Source organism: Nocardioides sp. LMS-CY (assembly GCF_018732145.1).
Classification (GTDB): domain Bacteria; phylum Actinomycetota; class Actinomycetes; order Propionibacteriales; family Nocardioidaceae; genus Nocardioides; species Nocardioides soli.
In genome coordinates this window covers 2,371,604-2,388,261 of the sequence record NZ_CP076104.1, presented here as the reverse complement: position 1 = coordinate 2,388,261, position 16,658 = coordinate 2,371,604, and the positions used below count along the sequence as shown (strand labels likewise).

General features: G+C 72.2%; 17 protein-coding genes. 5 read left to right on the top strand and 12 right to left on the bottom strand.

Features of this window, described 5'->3' with window-relative positions; all coding sequences use genetic code 11:
- Positions 1–130: 130 nt before the first annotated feature.
- Complete coding sequence (locus KM427_RS11515; protein ID WP_183590299.1) at positions 131–1,084, top strand: sigma-70 family RNA polymerase sigma factor; 954 nt, start codon at positions 131–133, stop codon at positions 1,082–1,084.
- Positions 1,085–1,240: 156 nt separating this feature from the next.
- Here KM427_RS11515 and coaE read toward each other — a convergent pair whose 3' ends face one another.
- Both coaE and KM427_RS11505 read right to left on the bottom strand, forming a co-directional pair.
- A complete protein-coding gene (coaE, locus tag KM427_RS11510) occupies positions 1,241–1,825 on the bottom strand; it encodes a dephospho-CoA kinase (protein ID WP_215527267.1) in 585 nt (194 codons plus the stop codon).
- A 147-nt stretch (positions 1,826–1,972) separates the two neighbouring features.
- Positions 1,973–2,923: an NAD-dependent epimerase/dehydratase family protein gene (locus KM427_RS11505; protein ID WP_215527266.1), complete on the bottom strand. Its 951-nt coding sequence runs from the start codon at positions 2,921–2,923 to the stop codon at positions 1,973–1,975.
- A gap of 109 nt (positions 2,924–3,032) precedes the next feature.
- On the opposite strand from KM427_RS11505, the gene KM427_RS11500 reads away from it, so the two are divergent.
- The gene (locus KM427_RS11500) at positions 3,033–3,737 is read left to right on the top strand and encodes a TetR/AcrR family transcriptional regulator (RefSeq protein ID WP_252275293.1); all 705 of its coding nucleotides are present in this window, start codon (positions 3,033–3,035) and stop codon (positions 3,735–3,737) included.
- A 222-nt stretch (positions 3,738–3,959) separates the two neighbouring features.
- On the opposite strand, the gene KM427_RS11495 is transcribed toward KM427_RS11500, so the two are convergent.
- The 3 genes from KM427_RS11495 to KM427_RS11485 all read right to left on the bottom strand — a co-directional run bounded on the left by KM427_RS11495 (position 3,960) and on the right by KM427_RS11485 (position 6,736).
- Positions 3,960–5,192: a cytochrome P450 gene (locus KM427_RS11495; RefSeq protein WP_252275291.1), complete on the bottom strand. Its 1,233-nt coding sequence runs from the start codon at positions 5,190–5,192 to the stop codon at positions 3,960–3,962.
- 88 nt (positions 5,193–5,280) lie between these two features.
- Positions 5,281–6,177, bottom strand: a complete 897-nt coding sequence (locus tag KM427_RS11490) for a hypothetical protein (protein ID WP_215527264.1) — start codon at positions 6,175–6,177, stop codon at positions 5,281–5,283.
- Complete coding sequence (locus KM427_RS11485) at positions 6,170–6,736, bottom strand: RNA polymerase sigma factor (RefSeq protein WP_215527263.1); 567 nt, start codon at positions 6,734–6,736, stop codon at positions 6,170–6,172. Before KM427_RS11485 ends, KM427_RS11490 begins: the two co-directional genes overlap by 8 nt.
- Positions 6,737–6,848: 112 nt before the next feature.
- On the opposite strand from KM427_RS11485, the gene KM427_RS11480 reads away from it, so the two are divergent.
- On the top strand, positions 6,849–7,919 hold the full coding sequence (locus KM427_RS11480) for an NAD(P)-dependent alcohol dehydrogenase (RefSeq protein ID WP_252275289.1): 1,071 nt from the start codon (positions 6,849–6,851) through the stop codon (positions 7,917–7,919).
- Here the strand turns inward: KM427_RS11480 and KM427_RS11475 are convergent.
- The 4 genes from KM427_RS11475 to KM427_RS11460 form a co-directional block, all read right to left on the bottom strand.
- Positions 7,885–8,511 carry a fibronectin type III domain-containing protein gene (locus tag KM427_RS11475; protein ID WP_215527262.1) on the bottom strand — a complete coding sequence of 209 codons (627 nt, stop codon included), beginning with the start codon at positions 8,509–8,511 and terminating at the stop codon, positions 7,885–7,887. The two genes, KM427_RS11480 and KM427_RS11475, sit on opposite strands and share 35 nt — an antisense overlap.
- Before the next feature lie 35 nt (positions 8,512–8,546).
- Entirely contained in the window at positions 8,547–8,696 is a 150-nt protein-coding gene (locus KM427_RS11470; RefSeq protein WP_215527261.1) for a hypothetical protein, read from the bottom strand.
- Complete coding sequence (locus KM427_RS11465) at positions 8,693–9,736, bottom strand: SGNH/GDSL hydrolase family protein (protein WP_215527260.1); 1,044 nt, start codon at positions 9,734–9,736, stop codon at positions 8,693–8,695. The genes KM427_RS11470 and KM427_RS11465 overlap by 4 nt, the downstream gene beginning before the upstream one ends.
- A 117-nt stretch (positions 9,737–9,853) precedes the next feature.
- Positions 9,854–10,798, bottom strand: a complete 945-nt coding sequence (locus tag KM427_RS11460; RefSeq protein ID WP_183590306.1) for a GlxA family transcriptional regulator — start codon at positions 10,796–10,798, stop codon at positions 9,854–9,856.
- Between the two features lie 94 nt (positions 10,799–10,892).
- Between KM427_RS11460 and KM427_RS11455 the strand changes: the two genes are divergently transcribed.
- Positions 10,893–11,039: a hypothetical protein gene (locus tag KM427_RS11455; protein WP_183590307.1), complete on the top strand. Its 147-nt coding sequence runs from the start codon at positions 10,893–10,895 to the stop codon at positions 11,037–11,039.
- Positions 11,040–11,147: 108 nt separating this feature from the next.
- Here the strand turns inward: KM427_RS11455 and KM427_RS11450 are convergent, their stop codons facing one another.
- Both KM427_RS11450 and rpsA read right to left on the bottom strand, forming a co-directional pair.
- On the bottom strand, positions 11,148–12,770 hold the full coding sequence (locus KM427_RS11450; protein ID WP_215527259.1) for a sulfatase family protein: 1,623 nt from the start codon (positions 12,768–12,770) through the stop codon (positions 11,148–11,150).
- Positions 12,771–13,056: 286 nt separating this feature from the next.
- The gene (gene rpsA, locus KM427_RS11445) at positions 13,057–14,526 is read right to left on the bottom strand and encodes a 30S ribosomal protein S1 (RefSeq protein WP_183590309.1); all 1,470 of its coding nucleotides are present in this window, start codon (positions 14,524–14,526) and stop codon (positions 13,057–13,059) included.
- Positions 14,527–14,747: 221 nt separating this feature from the next.
- Here rpsA and KM427_RS11440 point away from each other — a divergent pair, with 221 nt between their 5' ends.
- A complete protein-coding gene (locus KM427_RS11440; protein WP_183590310.1) occupies positions 14,748–15,557 on the top strand; it encodes a class I SAM-dependent methyltransferase in 810 nt (269 codons plus the stop codon).
- Positions 15,558–15,618: 61 nt separating this feature from the next.
- Here KM427_RS11440 and pgfA read toward each other — a convergent pair whose 3' ends face one another.
- Positions 15,619–16,548 (bottom strand): cell envelope lipid trafficking protein PgfA, encoded by a 930-nt coding sequence (gene pgfA / locus KM427_RS11435; RefSeq protein ID WP_183590311.1) that lies wholly within the window; start codon positions 16,546–16,548, stop codon positions 15,619–15,621.
- Between the last annotated feature and the right edge of the window lie 110 nt (positions 16,549–16,658).

Sequence of the window (16,658 nt, the reverse complement as noted above, 5' to 3'; positions counted from 1 at the left end):
TTCAAGTCCCCCACACGTCGTCACGGGTGAAGGCACCACGTTTGACCCGGGAATCCCGCGGTCACCGTGGACGTTGATGAAGACGTGTGGGGGCGCAGCGGCGCCGTCCACCACGGAAGGAGGGCGTCCCATGGCTACCCGTACCGCTTCGGCCACGCGCGAGATCGAGGGTCGCGACAGCGTCGGCCTGTACCTCGATGAGATCGCCCGCAATCCCCTGCTGGACGCGGCCGCCGAGGTCGAGCTCTCCAAGACGATCGAGGCCGGCCTGATGGCCGAGCACCTGCTGGCCGAGGGCCGAGTGGGTCGCCGCAAGGGCGGCGCCCCGATGTCGGCCAACCAGGAGGAGCTCGAGTGGCTGGCCGAGGAGGGCCGCAAGGCCGTCGACACGTTCATCACGGCCAACCTGCGCCTGGTCGTCTCGATCGCGCGCAAGTACGGCCGGGCCCAGATGCCGATGCTGGACCTGATCCAGGAGGGCAACACGGGCCTGATCCGGGCGGTCGAGAAGTTCGACTACACCAAGGGCTACAAGTTCTCGACGTACGCCACCTGGTGGGTGCGGCAGGCGATCACCCGCGGCATCGCCCAGCAGGCGCGCGTCGTCCGGCTGCCCGTGCACGTCGTCGAGGAGCTCAACCAGGTCGGCGGCGCCCGCCGCACACTGGAGCGCCAGCTCGGCCGCGAGCCCGAGCCGCAGGAGATCGCCGCCGAGCTCGGCATGGAGGTCGACCGGGTCCTCGACCTGATGGCGTGGGGTCGCGAGCACGTCTCGCTCGACTCCCCCGTCGACGAGGACGGCGACACCTCGCTGGGCGACCTGATGGCGCAGGAGACCTCGCCGGGCCCGGACCTGACCGTGCTCGACGTCGAGTCCCGCGAGCGGCTCAACCGCCTGGTCGGTCAGCTCGACGACCGCGCCGCCGACATCATCCGGTCCCGCTACGGCCTGGTCGACGGTCGGCAGCACAAGCTCGCCGACATCGGCGCCAAGCACGGCATCTCCGCCGAGCGGGTCCGCCAGCTCGAGCGGGAGGCCCTGCAGAAGCTGCGTCGCCTCGGCGACCCCGACCTCGCCGCCTGAGGTCCCGCCGCGCTCGACCCGCCCGACGTGCTTCGGGCGGGTCGAGACCATTTCAGGGGCCCCATCGCGATAGTCCGTCACGTTCCAGCTGCAAATCGGCTCGCCGGACAACCAGAACGTGACGGACTATCCCACCCGCCCGCTATCCACAGCCCGTCACCCCACCAGCTCGGCGTGGACCTCCTCGACCCGCTTGCGCAGGTCGGCCCGCGAGCCGTCGTTGACGATCAGGTGGGTGGCGATGGCCCGGCGCTGCTCGGGGCTCGCCTGGGCGGCGATCCGCGACTCGGCGTCCGCACGGGACCAGCCGCGGTCGCGGAGCATCCGCTCGACCTGCACCTCGGCGGGCGTCTCGACGACGATCACGGCGTCGAAGGTGTCCGCCCGGCCCGACTCGGCGAGCAGCGGGATGTCGTGGACGACCAGGCCACCCTCCGGGGCGGCCGCCTCGAGCTCGGCGTACCTCTCGAAGACCAGGGGGTGCACGATCCCCTCGAGGGTCTTCCGCTTCGCCTCGTCGGCGAAGACGATCCGCCCCAGCTTCGGCCGGTCGAGGTCGCCCTCCGGCGTCAGGATCTCCGGGCCGAACGCCGCGACCACCTGCGCGAGCCCCGGCGTGCCCCGCTGCACGACTTCGCGGGCCAGCACGTCGCCGTCGATGATCACTGCGCCGAGCTCGGCGAGGATCGTCGACACGGTGCTCTTGCCCGACGCCACGCCTCCGGTCAGTCCGACTCGCATGGGCCTCAGGCTAGTGGTCGTCGCTGGAAGTTCCTCGGGGGTGGCCCGTGCTCGGGGTGCGGCCTAGGGTGCGGATCTCAAGTTCGGGCACTAGGTCGTCCGCGAGCATGCCCCGCGGGCGGTCCGGGTCGGCGCGGTCCGCCTCGGTCAGGACGCCGTGACGGCCAGGCCGTCGGTCCCGGTCGCCGTGGCCCGGCAGATCTCCGCCCACGGCGTCGGCTCGAGCCCGAGCTCCCGCGTGATCGCGCCGGAGTCGAGCACGTACGGCCGGGTGAACTGGTATTCGGTCTCCCGCAGCTCCCGCAGCGCCGGTACGACGGCACCGCCCAGGCCCAGCACCCACCGCGGGAAGCCCTTGACGGTCACCGGCTCGCGTCCCGCGGCGCGGCAGACGTCGGCGATCGCCTCGGCCTGGGTCCGCGGGGAGTTGGTGGGCGCGTGCCAGACCCGGCCCCAGGCGCGCGGCGCCTGCGCGACCGCGGCCAGCGCCCGCCCCATGTCGCGCACGTCGGTGAACGAGTGCGGCCGGTCGGGGCGGCCCAGCACCCGCACCGTCCGGCCCGCCAGGGCGGCGGCCGTGACCCGGGCGATGTGGCCGTTCGCCGGCGCGACCCACGGGCCCATGTAGTCCGAGCCGCGCACCTCGACGGCCGCGATCCGGCCGGCCTCGTGGGCGGCGAGCGCGTCCGCCCACATCAGCGCGCGGATCCGCGCCTTCTTCGTCGTGGCGGCGTCGGGCATCCCCTCGACCATCGGCTCGTCGACCGGGCCGTAGCCGTAGAGGCACGAGGCGATCACCAGCGTCGCGCCGGTGCGCTCGGCCGCGGCCAGGAAGGCGGCGGCGACCGGCGGCCAGAACTGCGGCCACACGGTGTAGGAGGGCGGATTCACGCAGTTGTAGAGCGCGACGGCGCCCGCGGCCAGCTCGACGAGCCGGTCGGCGTCGGCGGCGTCGGCGGCCTCTCGTCGTACGCCGGGGAGGTCCGGGCCGGTGCCCGATCGGCTCACAAGGAGCACCTCGTGGCCCTCGGCGGCGAGCTGGAGCGCGGCGGCACGGCCGACGGGGCCGGCGCCGACGACGACGTGCAGATCGGGCATGGTTCCTCCTGAGGATCGAAACGAGAGCACTGCTCTCAGTTCTTCCAGGCTGGCACATCTCCAGCCCCAAAGCAAGAGCACTGCTCTCACAATGTGCGAGGATGCTCCCGTGCCCTCGACCTCCCGCGCGCAGAACCGCGCCGACCAGACCCGGGCCATCCAGGAGACCGGGCGCCGACACCTCGCCGAGGTCGGCCCGGCCGCCCTGTCGCTGCGGGCGATCGCCCGCGAGGTGGGGATGGTCTCCTCGGCCGTCTACCGCTACTTCCCCAGCCGCGACGACCTGCTCACCGCGCTCATCGTCGAGGCGTACGACGAGCTGGGCGACGCGGTCGAGGCGGCCGACGCGACGGTGGCCGACCCCACGGACCTCGCGGTCCGCTTCCGCGCCATCGCCCACGCGATCCACGGTTGGGCGCGGGCGAACCCGCACGAGTACGCGCTGCTCTACGGCTCTCCGGTGCCCGGCTACGCCGCTCCCGACACGACGGTCCCCTCGGCCGCCCGGGTGACCGGCGCCTTCCTCCGCCTCGCCGAGGCGTCCGAGCGGGCCGGCCTGGCGCTCGGCACCCCGACCTCGCCGGTCGCCGGCGGCGAGCACGACGCGCTCGCCGGCGTCCGGGCGGCGCTCGACCCTCCCGTCACCGACGAGCGCACGGTGCGGTGGCTGATGGCGTGGTCGACGGTCTTCGGCCACATCAGCCTCGAGCTCTTCGGGCACATGTACCGCGGCATCCTCGACTACGACGCCCACTTCGCCCACGTCACCGACCAGCTGGCGGCGGACCTGGGGCTGGCCCGTCGCGTCGGCTGACGCGGCCACAGCGATCACGGCATCCCGCCGGGTCCACGCCGCGGTCGCCATGCTCTCCGGGTGACTTCTCGGGGAGTCCCTGACGTTCTGGGGTGTTGCGTTGGCCGAGAAGTGCAGGGATACCCGGTGCACCGGGTATCCCTGCGCGGGCGGCATCACCCACCGACCAGTCAGAAGAGCCCGGCCGAGGCGGCGGATCTCGGCCTAGCGAAGCTAGGTTCGCTAGCGCAGCCGAACCGGTAGCCGGTCGATGCCATACACCGCCGACAGCTTGCGGAACCGCGGCCGACCGGACGCCGGGCGCAGCCGCGGGAACCTGGTCGCCAGGCCGCGCAGCGCCGTACGCAGCTCCATCCGCGCGAGCTCGGCGCCGACGCAGCGGTGCATGCCGTGGCCGAAGGCGAGGTGACCGGTGATGTCGCGGCCGGGAGCGAAGTCCGGCGCCAGGTCGCGGTTGGCCCCCAGCAGCGAGACCAGGACGGCGTCGCCGCGCCGGATCGAGCGACCGAACAGCTGGTGGTCGAAGCGGGCGAACCGCGGGAACGCGAGCTGCACCACGGTGAGGTGGCGCAACAGCTCCTCGACGACCTCGTCCGCCGAGGCCGGGTCGGTGGCGAGCGAGGCGTAGACGTCCGGGCGCTGCATGAGCAGGTGCGCCGACAGCGCCAGCATGCTGGCGCTGGTCTCGTAGCCGCCCAGGAAGACACCGTCGGCGAGCCCGCCGAGCGTGGTGTCGTCGAGCTCCTCGCCATGCTCGCGCAGCAGCGCCCCGATCAGCCCGTCGCCCGGGTCGCGGCGCTGCCGGGCCACGGCGTCGATCAGGAACTCGCGGGACGCGGCGGCGGCACCGAACGAGCCCGCGCTGCCCCTGCTGAGGTCGAACCTGGCGACCCCCAGGCGCCGGAAGTCGGCCCGGTCGGCGACCGGCAGGCCGAGCAGGTCGCAGATCACCTCGAACGGCACCGGGAACGCGAACTCCGCGACCAGGTCGACCCGGCCACGCCGGCGCTGCATGGCGTCGAGCCGCTCGTCGACGATCCGCTCGATGCTCGGCTGCAGGCGGCCCAGCCGGCGGCGCGTGAACTCCGGGGTGAGCAGCCGGCGCAGCGTCGTGTGGTCCGGCGGGTCGGTCATCCCGAGCCCGCCGATCTGCTCGGCGGCGGACCGACCGCCACGCGAGATCAGCGGCCGCAGGTCGTTGCTGTAGGTCTCGGCGTCGGCGAGGACCGCCCGGGCCTCGTCGTACCCGCTGACCAGCCACACGTCGGTGCCGAACAGGCTCACCAACCGGGTGACCGGCTCCGCCTCGACGAGCCGGGGCACCGGGTCGATGCCGACCCGCTGCAACGGGTACTTCGCGACGCCCGGGACGAAGCGGAGCTTGCGCAGGTCCAGTCCGTCCCGGGTCGCCCACGCGCTGATCTGGTTGCCGACGATGTTCGCGATCGTGCTCACACCTCAAGTCAACTGAGGCATCCGGGCGCACACCATCGGGGAAGGCCCCGAGTTCGTGGTGGTGCTGGCACCACCACCAACGTTCCGGTCAGCAGCCGTGGTTGGCCTGGGCGCAGGTGTCGAGCCCCCACTGCAGCCGGTAGTCGTGCCGGACCCCGGAGAGGGTGAGCGTCACCTCGATCGGGGGCTGCTTCGCCTCGCTGCCCTCCGGCGCGGCGGAGCGGTGGACCACCCGCCAGTACGTGCGTCCGTCGGAGCCGGTCGTGAGCTCAGCCGGCACCGTCGCGCCGTCGGGGAACCGATAGCGGACGTCGTACGCCGCCGCGCCGTCGGGCACGACGCCGGCCGCCACGCGCGTGACGTCAAAGCCACCGCCGTCGGCGGGCAGGTACATCGAGCTGACCCGGAAGGTCTCGACGCCCGGCCCGGGGGTGAGCGGGAGCGGCTGGTGGGTCGTGGTCATGCCGTCGGCCACGTCGCAGATCGTGAACCGGTCGCCGGCCACCCAGACCGAGGTGGCGTGAACGCCGTCGTCGGGGAACTCGGCGACCTGCGCGGCGCCGGGCAAGGTCTCGCGCATCGTCCGTGCGCAGCCGCGCTCCTTGACGTCGACCTGGTGGTCCTCCTGGGCGCCGGGCACCTTGCTGACCTCGATGGACCGCACGTCGGTCGGCCCGGGCTCGGTCGGCCCGGGCTCGGTCGGCCCGGGCTCGGTCGGTCCGGGCTCGGGGGTCGCGGTCTCGGTGGACGTCGCCGAGGTCGACGCTCCGGCGGGCGCGCCCTCCGAGCCGCCGCCGCCACCGGACTGCACGGCCCAGCCCGCGAGTCCGGCGACCACCACGACGGCGGCCGCCGCGGCCGCCGGGACCACCCAGCGACGGCCGGAGGGGCGGTCACCCTGGGCCGCAGCGACCAGCTCGGCCCGGATCCGGGCGCGGGCCTGATCGGGCATCGGCTCGTCGGGCGGCGGGGTCAGGTCACTCATCGTGGGCACCTCCGGAGGTCAGGGTGGCGAGCCGGGCGCGAGCCCGGGAGAGCCGGGACCGGACGGTCCCGACGGGCACGTCGAGCGCGGCGGCCGCCTCCTCGTAGGAGAGCCCGGACCAGGCGACGAGGCCGAGCACCTCCTGCTCGCGGGGCGGCAGCTCGCGGATCGCGTCGAGGACGGTGCGCATCCGCTCGGTCGAGCCGACGCGGTCGGTCACCCGGTCGGCGTGGTCGGGCTCGGATTGCGGCGGCGGCAGCGTCGCGAGCGCCCGCAGGCGCCGGCGCCGCGACCGGGTCAGGTTGCGGCAGACGTTGGTCGCCACGCCGTACAGCCACGGCAGCGCCGAGCCGTCGTGCACCTGGACCCGACGCCGATGGCGCCAGACCTCCAGGAACACCGACGCGGTCGCGTCCTCGGCGTCGGCCCAGTCGCCGGTCGCACGGAAGCAGTGGTTGTAGACGCGGTCGCCGTACCGGTCGAAGAGCGTCGCCAGCGCCTCGGGGTCGTCCGACCGCAGCGCCGTCACCAGCGCCCGCTCGTCGCCCTCGGTCGTCACCGATCCTCCTCGCACACCTGGTCATGTCCGCACGCCCCGAGGAGTTCCCGGGTTCGCGGACCATTTCACCTGTCTCGGGCGATGGCACCCACCCGCGGCCGGAGGAGGCTCGGTGCGTCGTCCCCGGAAGGAGTACGCCGTGCGTGCCGTCGTCTTCGAACAGTTCCAGACCTTCCCGTCTCTGACCGAGATCGACCGCCCCGTGCCGGGGCCCGGCGAGGCGCTGCTCAAGATCGCCGGAGCCGGCGCCTGCCACTCCGACGTCGCGGTCTACTGCGAGTTCACCGCGGACGGCCCCGCGTCGATCCCGCCGCCCTTCGTGCTCGGCCACGAGAACGCCGGCTGGATCGAGGAGCTCGGGCCCGGCGTGAGCGGGTTCGAGAAGGGCGAGGCGCACCTCGTCTACGGTCCGATCGGCTGCGGCCACTGCAAGGCCTGCTCCCGCGGCCAGGACACCTACTGCGAGAACGTCGCGTCGATGCCCTACCTCGCGGTCGGGCTCGGGCGCGACGGCGGGATGGCCGAGTACATGACGGTCCCGGTCCGCAACCTGGTGCCGCTCGGCGACGCCGACCCGGTCGACGCCGCGCCGCTGGCCGACGCCGCGCTCACGCCGTACCACGCGATCAAGCTGTCGCTCCCCCAGCTGGGTGGCGGCGGCCGGTACGCGCTGGTCGTCGGCCTGGGCGGCCTCGGCCAGATCGCCGTGCAGATCCTGACCGCCCTCACCGGCGCCACCGTGATCGCCACGGACGTCAAGGAGGACGCGATGGAGCGCGCCGCCGCCCACGGAGCCGTCACGGTGCCCGGCGGGCCCGACCAGGTGGCGCGGATCCGCGAGCTGACCGGGGGCCGGGGCGTCGACGCGGCGTTCGACTTCGTCGGCGCGAGCGGCACCATCGCCGCGGCCCAGGGGTCGATGGCGCAGCGCAGTCGGCTCACGGTCGTCGGGATCGCCAACGGAACGGCGCAGTGGTCCTTCTTCACCAACCCGTACGAGTGTGAGCTGACGAACACCTACTGGGGCACGATCGAGGACCTCCACGAGGTCGTCGCGATGTACCGCGCCGGCCAGATCCGCCCCGACGTCCAACGCTTCGGGATGGATCGGGCGCTCGAGGCCTACGAGCTGCTGGAGTCGGGCGGCCTCACCGGTCGTGCTGTGGTGATGCCGAACGCGTGAGGCTCAGCCGGACCGGTTCGGACCAGCCGCCCGGCTGCCGCTGGTGCCAGGAGCGGACCCGCCACCGCGACCTGGCCGGACCGGCGCCGACCGGGACCGTCGCCCGCGGGCGCGCCGTGGTTCGCACGCTCACCCAGCTACCGCCCCGCCTGGCCGCCACTTCGTACGCCGTGGCGTGCCGTCGCTCCCGCCAGGTCAGTCGCACGCGCCCGCCGTCGAGCGCGCGGGCGCGCAGTCGGGCCGGGCCCGTCACGTGCGGCCCGGTCGGCGTGCCGGTCGCCTGCGCCATCGGCCCGGCCCCCGCGCCGTTGCGCGGAGTGACGTAGATCGTGTAGCGCTCACCGGCCAGCAGGCGGCGGTAGACGACCGGGGCGTCCGCCACCAGGCGCCGCCCCAGATAGCCGCTCGTCTCGCCGACCACTCCGAGGTCGTACGACGTGTCGGCCGAGCCGGCATCCCAGGTCACGCGCAGCCGGTGCCGACCCGGCTGGACCCGAAGCCCCCGGGGCGTCGCAGGCGGCGAGACCCGTGGCATCGGGCGGCCGGTGGCGATCGCCGGCGCTCCGGTGCCGCCACCGTTGCGCGCGGCCACGGTCAGGCGGTACTCCAGGCCCGGCACCAAGCCGGTCAGGACCGCGTGCGGAGCGCGGTCACGCTGAGCAGCCCCGACGATCCACCGTCGACCGCCCAGGCCACGTCGTACGAGGTGGCGCCCGGCACCGGGTCCCACGACAGCCCGAGCTGCTCCGGCGCGGAGTGGACGCTCAGCCCCGTCACCGCTCCAGGGCCGCCGTCAGCGGCTGGAGCGGAGTGACCTGGGCGACGGCGGAGAAGTCGGCGGAGATCGCCGTGCCCTTGGCCGATTGGAGCCGGAACTCGTAGGTGTGTGCGGCGGCGAGTCCATCCACCGTCCAGGCCTCACCCCGGACGGGGTAAGGCAGCCGCACCCACGCCGCGTTCTCCGACACGTCGCGCATCCAGACGTACTGCTCGAGGCCGCCCGGTGGCGCGACCCAGTCCAGTCGAGCGGCGCGCTCCTGCGCGGTGGCCACGACGTCGTGGGCGATCCCCCAATGGCCGTTGTCGACGTCGGGCCAGGGCCTCGGATAGGGAGTCCCGACGCCCAGCGCGGCCAGCGCGTCGGCGACGGCCGCCGCGAACCTGATCTCGCCCGTGGCGGAGAGATGCGCCGGATCCCAGGTGTCGACTCCCTCGCTGAAGCCGACACCCGTGCCGGCAACCACGACGCGCGAGCCCGGCTCGCCCAGGTCGGTCGCCAGCCCGGGGAGCATCGCGTTGTACTCGGTCGCGCCGCCGAACCAGACCTGCGGGAGCCCGGCGACCACGAAGTCCACCTCGGGCTCCACGGCGCGGGCCTCGTCGATCTCGTGGGCGACGTCGTCCACGACCTGGCCCGGTGAGCGTCCGAACCAGATGAGGTCGTTGATGCCGCGCGTCTCGATCACCACATCGGGTCGGAAGGTCTCGACCAGCGATGTCATCGTGGCGTCCGGGTCGACCAGCGCCATGCCCCAACGGGCCGCGTGGTCACGGTCGAAGTCACCGTCCGCGTAGGCGAGGGCGCCTGCGGGATCCGATGTGAGGTTGTGCAGCTCGTCGTTCGGCCCGACGAGGTCGACCGAGGCACCCGACCCGGCCAACGCCTTCCAGAGCCGGTAGCGCCAGGTCCAGTCGCCCGACGAGCCGTGCGCGACCGAGTCCCCGACGATGAGGATCCGCGTCGGCTCGCTCGCGGCCGAGGAGGTCGGCACGATCACGAACGCCGTGAGGATCACGAGCACCAGCACCTGGCGCATCCGTCTCATCTCGGCCCCCGGTTCCGCGCGACCGCCCGATGCTAGTGGCCATCACCGGAAGTTCTTCGGGTGGCCCGAGGAACCTCCAGCGACGACCACTAGCCCAGGAGCGCCTCGTCAGCCGGCGAACCGGCGCCGGTACTGCTGCGGACTGAGGCCGCGCACCCGCCCGAAGTGGTGGCGCAGCGTGGCGGCGTTGCCGAAGCCGACCTCGTCGGCGATCCAGTCGATCGAGTGGTCGGTACGCTCGAGCAGCTCCTCGGCCGCCTGCACCCGCTGGCGGGTCACCCAGGCGTGCGGGGTGGTGCCGGTCTCGGCGCGGAACCGGCGGGCGAAGGTGCGCGGCGACATGTGGTTGTGGCGGGCGAGCGTCTCGACGCTGAGGTCCTCGCCGAGGTGCTCGACGATCCACTGGAGCAGCGGCCCGAGCGTCTCGGCGTCGCAGTCGGGCACGGCGTTCGCGATGAACTGCGCCTGACCGCCGTCGCGGTGCGGCGGTACGACGATGCGGCGGGCCGTCGTCGCGGCCACCCGCGCCCCGAAGTGGTCGCGCATCAGGTGCAGCGAGGCGTCGATGCCGGCCGCCGCCCCGGCCCCGGTGAGGACGTTGCCGTCGTGGCAGTAGAGGACGTCGGGGCAGACCTTCGCCTCCGGGTAGGTCTGCGCGAGCCGGTCGGTGTAGCGCCAGTGCGTCGTGCACTCCCGCCCGTCGAGCAGGCCCGCCGCTCCGATCTCGAAGACACCCGAGCAGTGCGCGTAGATCGTGGCACCGCGGGCGTCGGCGGCACGCAGCGCCTCGAGCACCAGCGGATCGTGGTTCATGAAGTCGAACTTCGGGCTCAGGCAGACCAGGTCGGCGTCCTCGGTCGCCTCGAGGCCGCGCTCGACGACCAGGTCGAAGTCGGAGCGCCCGTGGAGCCGGCCCGGTCGCGGAGCGCAGACCTGGAAGTCGAAGACGGGGTTGTCGTCCTCGGGGTGGTAGGGCTCCCCCCACACCTCGACCAGCGAGCCGAGCCCGAAGGGCTCGGCCCCCTCCTGCACGATCACGGCCACTTTCCTCACGAGGCCCAGCCTGCATCAACGCTGGCAGAAAATCAACGGAGACTGTCTTTCCTGCCACTCGTGGCAGGATCACAAGTGGCGCATGATTACTGCCATGACCTTCCTGATGATCCTGCTGGTGATCGCGCTGGCGATGAGCGTCGCAACGGTGGTGCTCAGCGTCAGGGACGGCCGGGGGCCGCAGCGCCCGCCGGTCTCGCACCTCGAGGACCGCCGGTTCCAGGCGCCCTCGGCACGCTGACTCCCCCTCCGAGACTCCCACCGACGAGGCCGGCCTCCCCCTGAGGCCGGCCTCATCCCGTACGGGGCCGGCCTCCCCCTCCCGCCGGCGCCCCGGACCGGTCGGCCGCTAGCGGCCCCGCCCGGCCCCCGCGAGCGGTGCGAGCCGGTGCCGCTGCACCTTCCGGATCCGCTTCTTCAGCCGCCGGAAGTGGGCCCGCTGCTGCGGCGTCATCCGCTTCGGCCGATGGGCCAGGTTGCGCCGTTCGAGCGGGTCCCTGCGCAGGTCGTACATCTCCCACTCCGGCTTCTTGCGCCCGGACTCGTCGTAGTACTTGGCCAGCTTCCAGCGCCGCTCGCGGACCGCGACGATCCGGTTCGGCGGCGGGATGTAGGGTCCCCGCGCCTGTCCGGCCTGCCAGTCGTCGAAGGTGAACACGACCCGGTCCTGGGTGTGCTTCGAGGTCGCGCCCAGCACCTGGGCCGCATAGTCGACGCCGCGCCACTGCGGGTCCCGCGCGGTCCTGGGCGCCTTCACCAGCGACGCCAGGGTCGGCAGGAGGTCGACGTGCGAGACCAGCTGCTGCGAGCGGCGCGCTCGCGGATAGAGGACCGGGTTCGAGAAGACCAGCGGCACCCGCAGCGTCTCCTCGTAGGCGTTGAAGTTCTTCTGCTGCATCTGGTGGGCCAGGCCCATCTCGCCGTGGTCGGAGGTCCGGATCACGATGGTGTCGTCGAGCTGGCCGGTGGCCTTGAGCTCGTCGAGGATGTCGACCAGGTAGCCGTCCACGAGCTTCATCAGGTTGCCGTAGAAGTTGAGGTAGTTCAGCTTCTGGCGGCGGGTCCGCAGCTTGCCGGCCAGGCCGAACAGCTTGACGAACCGCGCCTGGCACTTGGGCTTGGTGGACAGGTCCTCGTCGTACGTCGGCGGCAGGCCGATGTCGCCGTCGAACCAGCCGTCCTCGGGCAGGTAGCCGGCCTGCTCGTACTTCGGCGGGTCCATGTTCGCCGGACCGGGATACATCAGCACGTCGTGCGGGTTCACCAGCGAGACGATCATGCACCACGGCTTGGTGGCGCCCGCGCGGCCCCGGATGAACTGCAGGACGCCCTCGTGCCCGGTGGCGGCGTCGCCGTCCTCGTCCATGATCCGACCGTCGTGGTCGGTGACTCCGCCGCCGGCCTCGCTGATGTCCTGGTTGGCGCCCGCGTCCGGCGGGTTCCAGCGGTCGAAGCCGAAGCGGGCCAGGTCCTCGGGCGCCCAGTCGTCACCGAGCGGCTTGGACAAGTGCCACTTGCCCTTGAAGACGACCTCGTAGCCGGCGGCCTTCATCACCGACGCCACGTTGGTCAGGTCCGGCGAGAGCTCGACCTGGGGGTAGTCCCCGGCCGGCATGTCCAGCTCGAGGGTGTACCTCACCCCGTGCTGGGCCGGGTAGAGCCCCGTGAGCAGCGACGCCCGGGACGGCGAGCACATGCTCGCGTTGCAGAAGGCGTTCTCGAAGCTGACGCCGTGCCGCTTGAGCCTGGTCAGGCCGGGGAGGTTCTTCTGCTCCCAGCCCTTCGGGAAGTGCTGGACCTTCCGGTCCTGGTCGGTGATGAAGATCAGGAAGTTCTTTCCGGCCGCGGCCCCCGCGGCGGCGCTCGCGGCGAGCTCGGCGGCGACGGCCGGGTCGGCCAGCTCGCCGGCGGCCAGCGCGATCGCCGGTGGGGTCGCCGCGGCCGAGGCCAGCAGCCGTCTCCGCGTGATCATGGACGCTCCCGTCGTTGCATGTCCCGCACGATAGGGAGAACGACGGCCGGCCGGGGGTGGAGTCAGCCACGGAAAAGAGGGGGTTGACAGCACCGCCGAACGGACGAGGGCCCGCCCCGGTCTCCCGGGGCGGGCCCTCGTCGTGGTGTTGCAGTCGCTCTGCGGCAGTCGCCAGAGGAGCGTCGTCCGGCGCGTGCGGCCGCAAGGCGGCGGGCCGAAGGCGACCTTGGAGCGGAGCGGTCGTCGAGGCCCGCCAACGCAGCGGACGCTCCGCCGGACGGCGCTCCTAGTTGCCGCCGGTGAGCTTCTCGCGAAGGGCCTGCAGCGCCTCGTCGGAGGCGAGCGAGCCGCCGGCGTCGCCCTCGTCGGCCGCCGAGGAGGAGTACGACGTCGCCTCGCCGGCCTCGACCTCGGCCTTCTTGGCCTCGGCCTGCTGCTTGACGTGGGCCTCCCAGCGGGCGTGCGCCTTGGCGTACTGGTCCTCCCAGGTCGCGCGCTGCTCGTCGAAGCCCTCGAGCCACTCGCCCGTCTCGGGGTCGAAGCCCTCGGGGTAGACGTAGTTGCCCTGCTCGTCGTACGTCGCGGTCATGCCGTACAGCGTCGGGTCGAACTCCTCGACGTCCGCGGCGGCCGCGGTCTCGTTGGCCTGCTTGAGCGACAGCGAGATCCGGCGACGCTCGAGGTCGATGTCGATGATCTTGACCATGACGTCGTCGTTGACCTGGACGACCTGCTCGGGGATCTCGACGTGACGCTCGGCGAGCTCGGAGATGTGCACCAGGCCCTCGATGCCCTCCTCGACGCGGACGAACGCACCGAACGGCACCAGCTTGGTGACCTTGCCCGGGACGATCTGACCGATCTGGTGGGTGCGGGCGAAGTGCTGCCACGGGTCCTCCTGGGTCGCCTTCAGCGACAGGGAGACACGCTCGCGGTCCATGTCCACGTCGAGGACCTCGACGGTGACCTCGTCGCCCACGGCGACGACCTCGGACGGGTGGTCGATGTGCTTCCAGGACAGCTCCGAGACGTGCACGAGGCCGTCGACGCCGCCGAGGTCCACGAACGCACCGAAGTTGACGATCGAGGACACGACGCCCTTGCGGATCTGGCCCTTCTGGAGCTGGGTCAGGAAGCCGTGGCGGACCTCGGACTGGGTCTGCTCGAGCCACGCACGACGCGACAGGACCACGTTGTTGCGGTTCTTGTCGAGCTCGATGATCTTCGCCTCGAGCGTCTGGCCGACGTAGGGCTGCAGGTCGCGGACCCGGCGCATCTCGACGAGGGAGGCCGGCAGGAAGCCGCGCAGGCCGATGTCGAGGATCAGGCCGCCCTTGACGACCTCGATGACGGTGCCCTCGACGACGCCGTCCTCCTCCTTGACCTGCTCGATCGTGCCCCAGGCGCGCTCGTACTGGGCGCGCTTCTTGGACAGGATCAGGCGGCCTTCCTTGTCCTCCTTCTGGAGGACCAGGGCCTCGACCTTGTCGCCGACCTCGACGACCTCGTTGGGGTCGACGTCGTGCTTGATCGACAGCTCACGCGAGGGGATGACGCCCTCGGTCTTGTAGCCGATGTCGAGCAGGACCTCGTCCCGGTCGACCTTGACGATGGTGCCATCCACGATGTCACCGTCGTTGAAGTACTTGATGGTCGCGTCGATCGCGGCGAGAAAGTCCTCCTCCGACCCGATGTCGTTGACCGCAACCTGCGGCGCGTCGGTGATGTCGGGGAGGGTCGAGATGCTGCTCGTCATAAGGAAGGTGTGTCCTTGGATGGATGGTGTCGTGCGGGCACGTCGAAGGTCGGTTTCACCGCTCGTGGAGAGATAGCGAGCACGTGTCCGCTCCGTCTGGGACCCGGGCAGACCTCCGGCGCAACCTAAAGACTACGCGGGGCGGCGGACGTGCGTCCAACCCGCGCCCGCCGGCCCGCCCGCCGCTCCGGCCCTCGCGTCGCGGGACTACTCTCCCGAACGTGGAGAACCATCCCCCTGTGCGGGTCGAACGCCGACCGGTCTCCGAGGAGGAGTCCCGTCGGGCCAACGGTCCGGACTGGGACCGGTACGCCGACGAGTACCAGGCCACCCACGGCGAGTTCCTCGGCGATGTGGGCTTCGTGTGGGGGCCCGAGGGCCTCACCGAGGCGCGGGCCGGGATCCTCGGCGACCTGGCCGGGCGCGACGTCCTCGAGGTCGGCTCGGGCGCGGGCCAGTGCTCGCGCTGGGTCCGCGCGCAGGGCGGGCGCGCGTACGGCCTCGACCTGTCCTTCCGCCAGCTGCAGCACTCCCGCCGGATCGACCTCGACACCGAGCTCCCGGTCCCGTCGGTGCTCGGCACCGCCACCGCGCTCCCCTTCCGCGACGACTCCTTCGACGTGGTGTTCTCGTCGTTCGGCGCGCTCCAGTTCGTCAGCGACATCGACGTCGCCGTCGCGGAGACCGCGCGGGTGCTCCGCTCCGGCGGGCGCTACGCCTTCTCGATCACCCACCCCACCCGCTGGATGTTCCCCGACGACCCGGGCGAGGAGGGCCTGACCGCGAGCCAGTCCTACTGGGACCGCACGCCGTACGTCGAGATCGACGACGCGACGGGGGTGGTCGCGTACGTCGAGCACCACCGCACGCTCGGGGACTGGGTCGCCCTGCTCGCCGGCCACGGCTTCGTCATCACCGACCTGCTCGAGCCGGAGTGGCCCGAGGGCCACGAGCGGGTGTGGGGCGGTTGGTCGGGCGTGCGCGGTCGACTCACCCCCGGCACGGCGATCTTCGGGGCGCGGCTCGACTGAGCCGGATCCACCGATGTGCGGCGTCGCGAGCGGTTCCGGGCTGCGGCCGGGCCACCGGTGATCAGGCGGACGAGCCCGCGAGCTCCTTGTGCTCGGCGTCGCCGCTGCGGCCCCCGCGGCGCACGCTGAGCAGCAGCAGTGCGCCGGCGACCAGGCAGAGTGCGCCACCCACGAACCCCAGCAGCGGCACCCAGAAGAGCAGCAGCCGCAGCAGGCCCATGTTGTCCTCGGCGTCGTCGGCGCTGGCCTGCTGCTGGTCGTCGGTGAAGCCGATCTTGAGGTCGAGGACCTGCGTGCCGTCGTCGAGGTAGCGCTGCTGGTCCTGGGTCTGCTGTTGGATCGCGCCCGTCTGCGGCTCGACCCAGATCTCGATCTCGTTGTCGTAGGTGCCGGGGATGCCGTCGGCGATCTCGATCGGCGCGTCGCTGATGGAGATCGTGTAGACGTAGCAGTCGACGCCCAGGAGCGTCTCCTCGCGGTCGTAGACCGCGGGGACCGCGGCGCCCACGGTGCCGTCCCAGTACTCGTAGTCCTGCTTCTGGGAGTCGAACGGCCACTTGTTGACCAGGCCGTCGGTCGGCGTCGCGTCCGCGGGCAGGCCCCCGAAGTCGGGCACCGACTCCGCGGTCACCCGGTCGGTCGCGAACACCTCGATCTCCGCACTGACCAGGCGCTCGTCGTCGCCGTCGACGCAGGCCGGCGGGTCGTCGACGTCGATCACCACGCAGGTCTTCTGCACCCAGACCGCGGTCTCGCCGTCCGAGGCGTCCGCGTCGACCTGGGTGATGTTCTGGACCTTGACCGGGTTCTCGACGAGCTCGCCCGTGGCCGCGTCGAGCTTGCGCACGGTGCCGTCGAGGTTCGTCGTCTGGTTGACATCGAGCGGCAGCCTCTTCACCTGACCGGGCGCCCAGGTCACCGCGAGCACGCCGGCCACCAGGAGGAAGGTGCCGAGGCCGACCAGGACGAAGCCGAACACCTTGCGCTTCACGATGCCCTCCCAGCGGTTGTCGGTTGCGCCCGCACCGTAGCAGTACTGGCCAGTAGATGTGAGGCGTGGATCACACTCGTGTCGAAATCTTTTCTCGGCTTCCCGGTCTG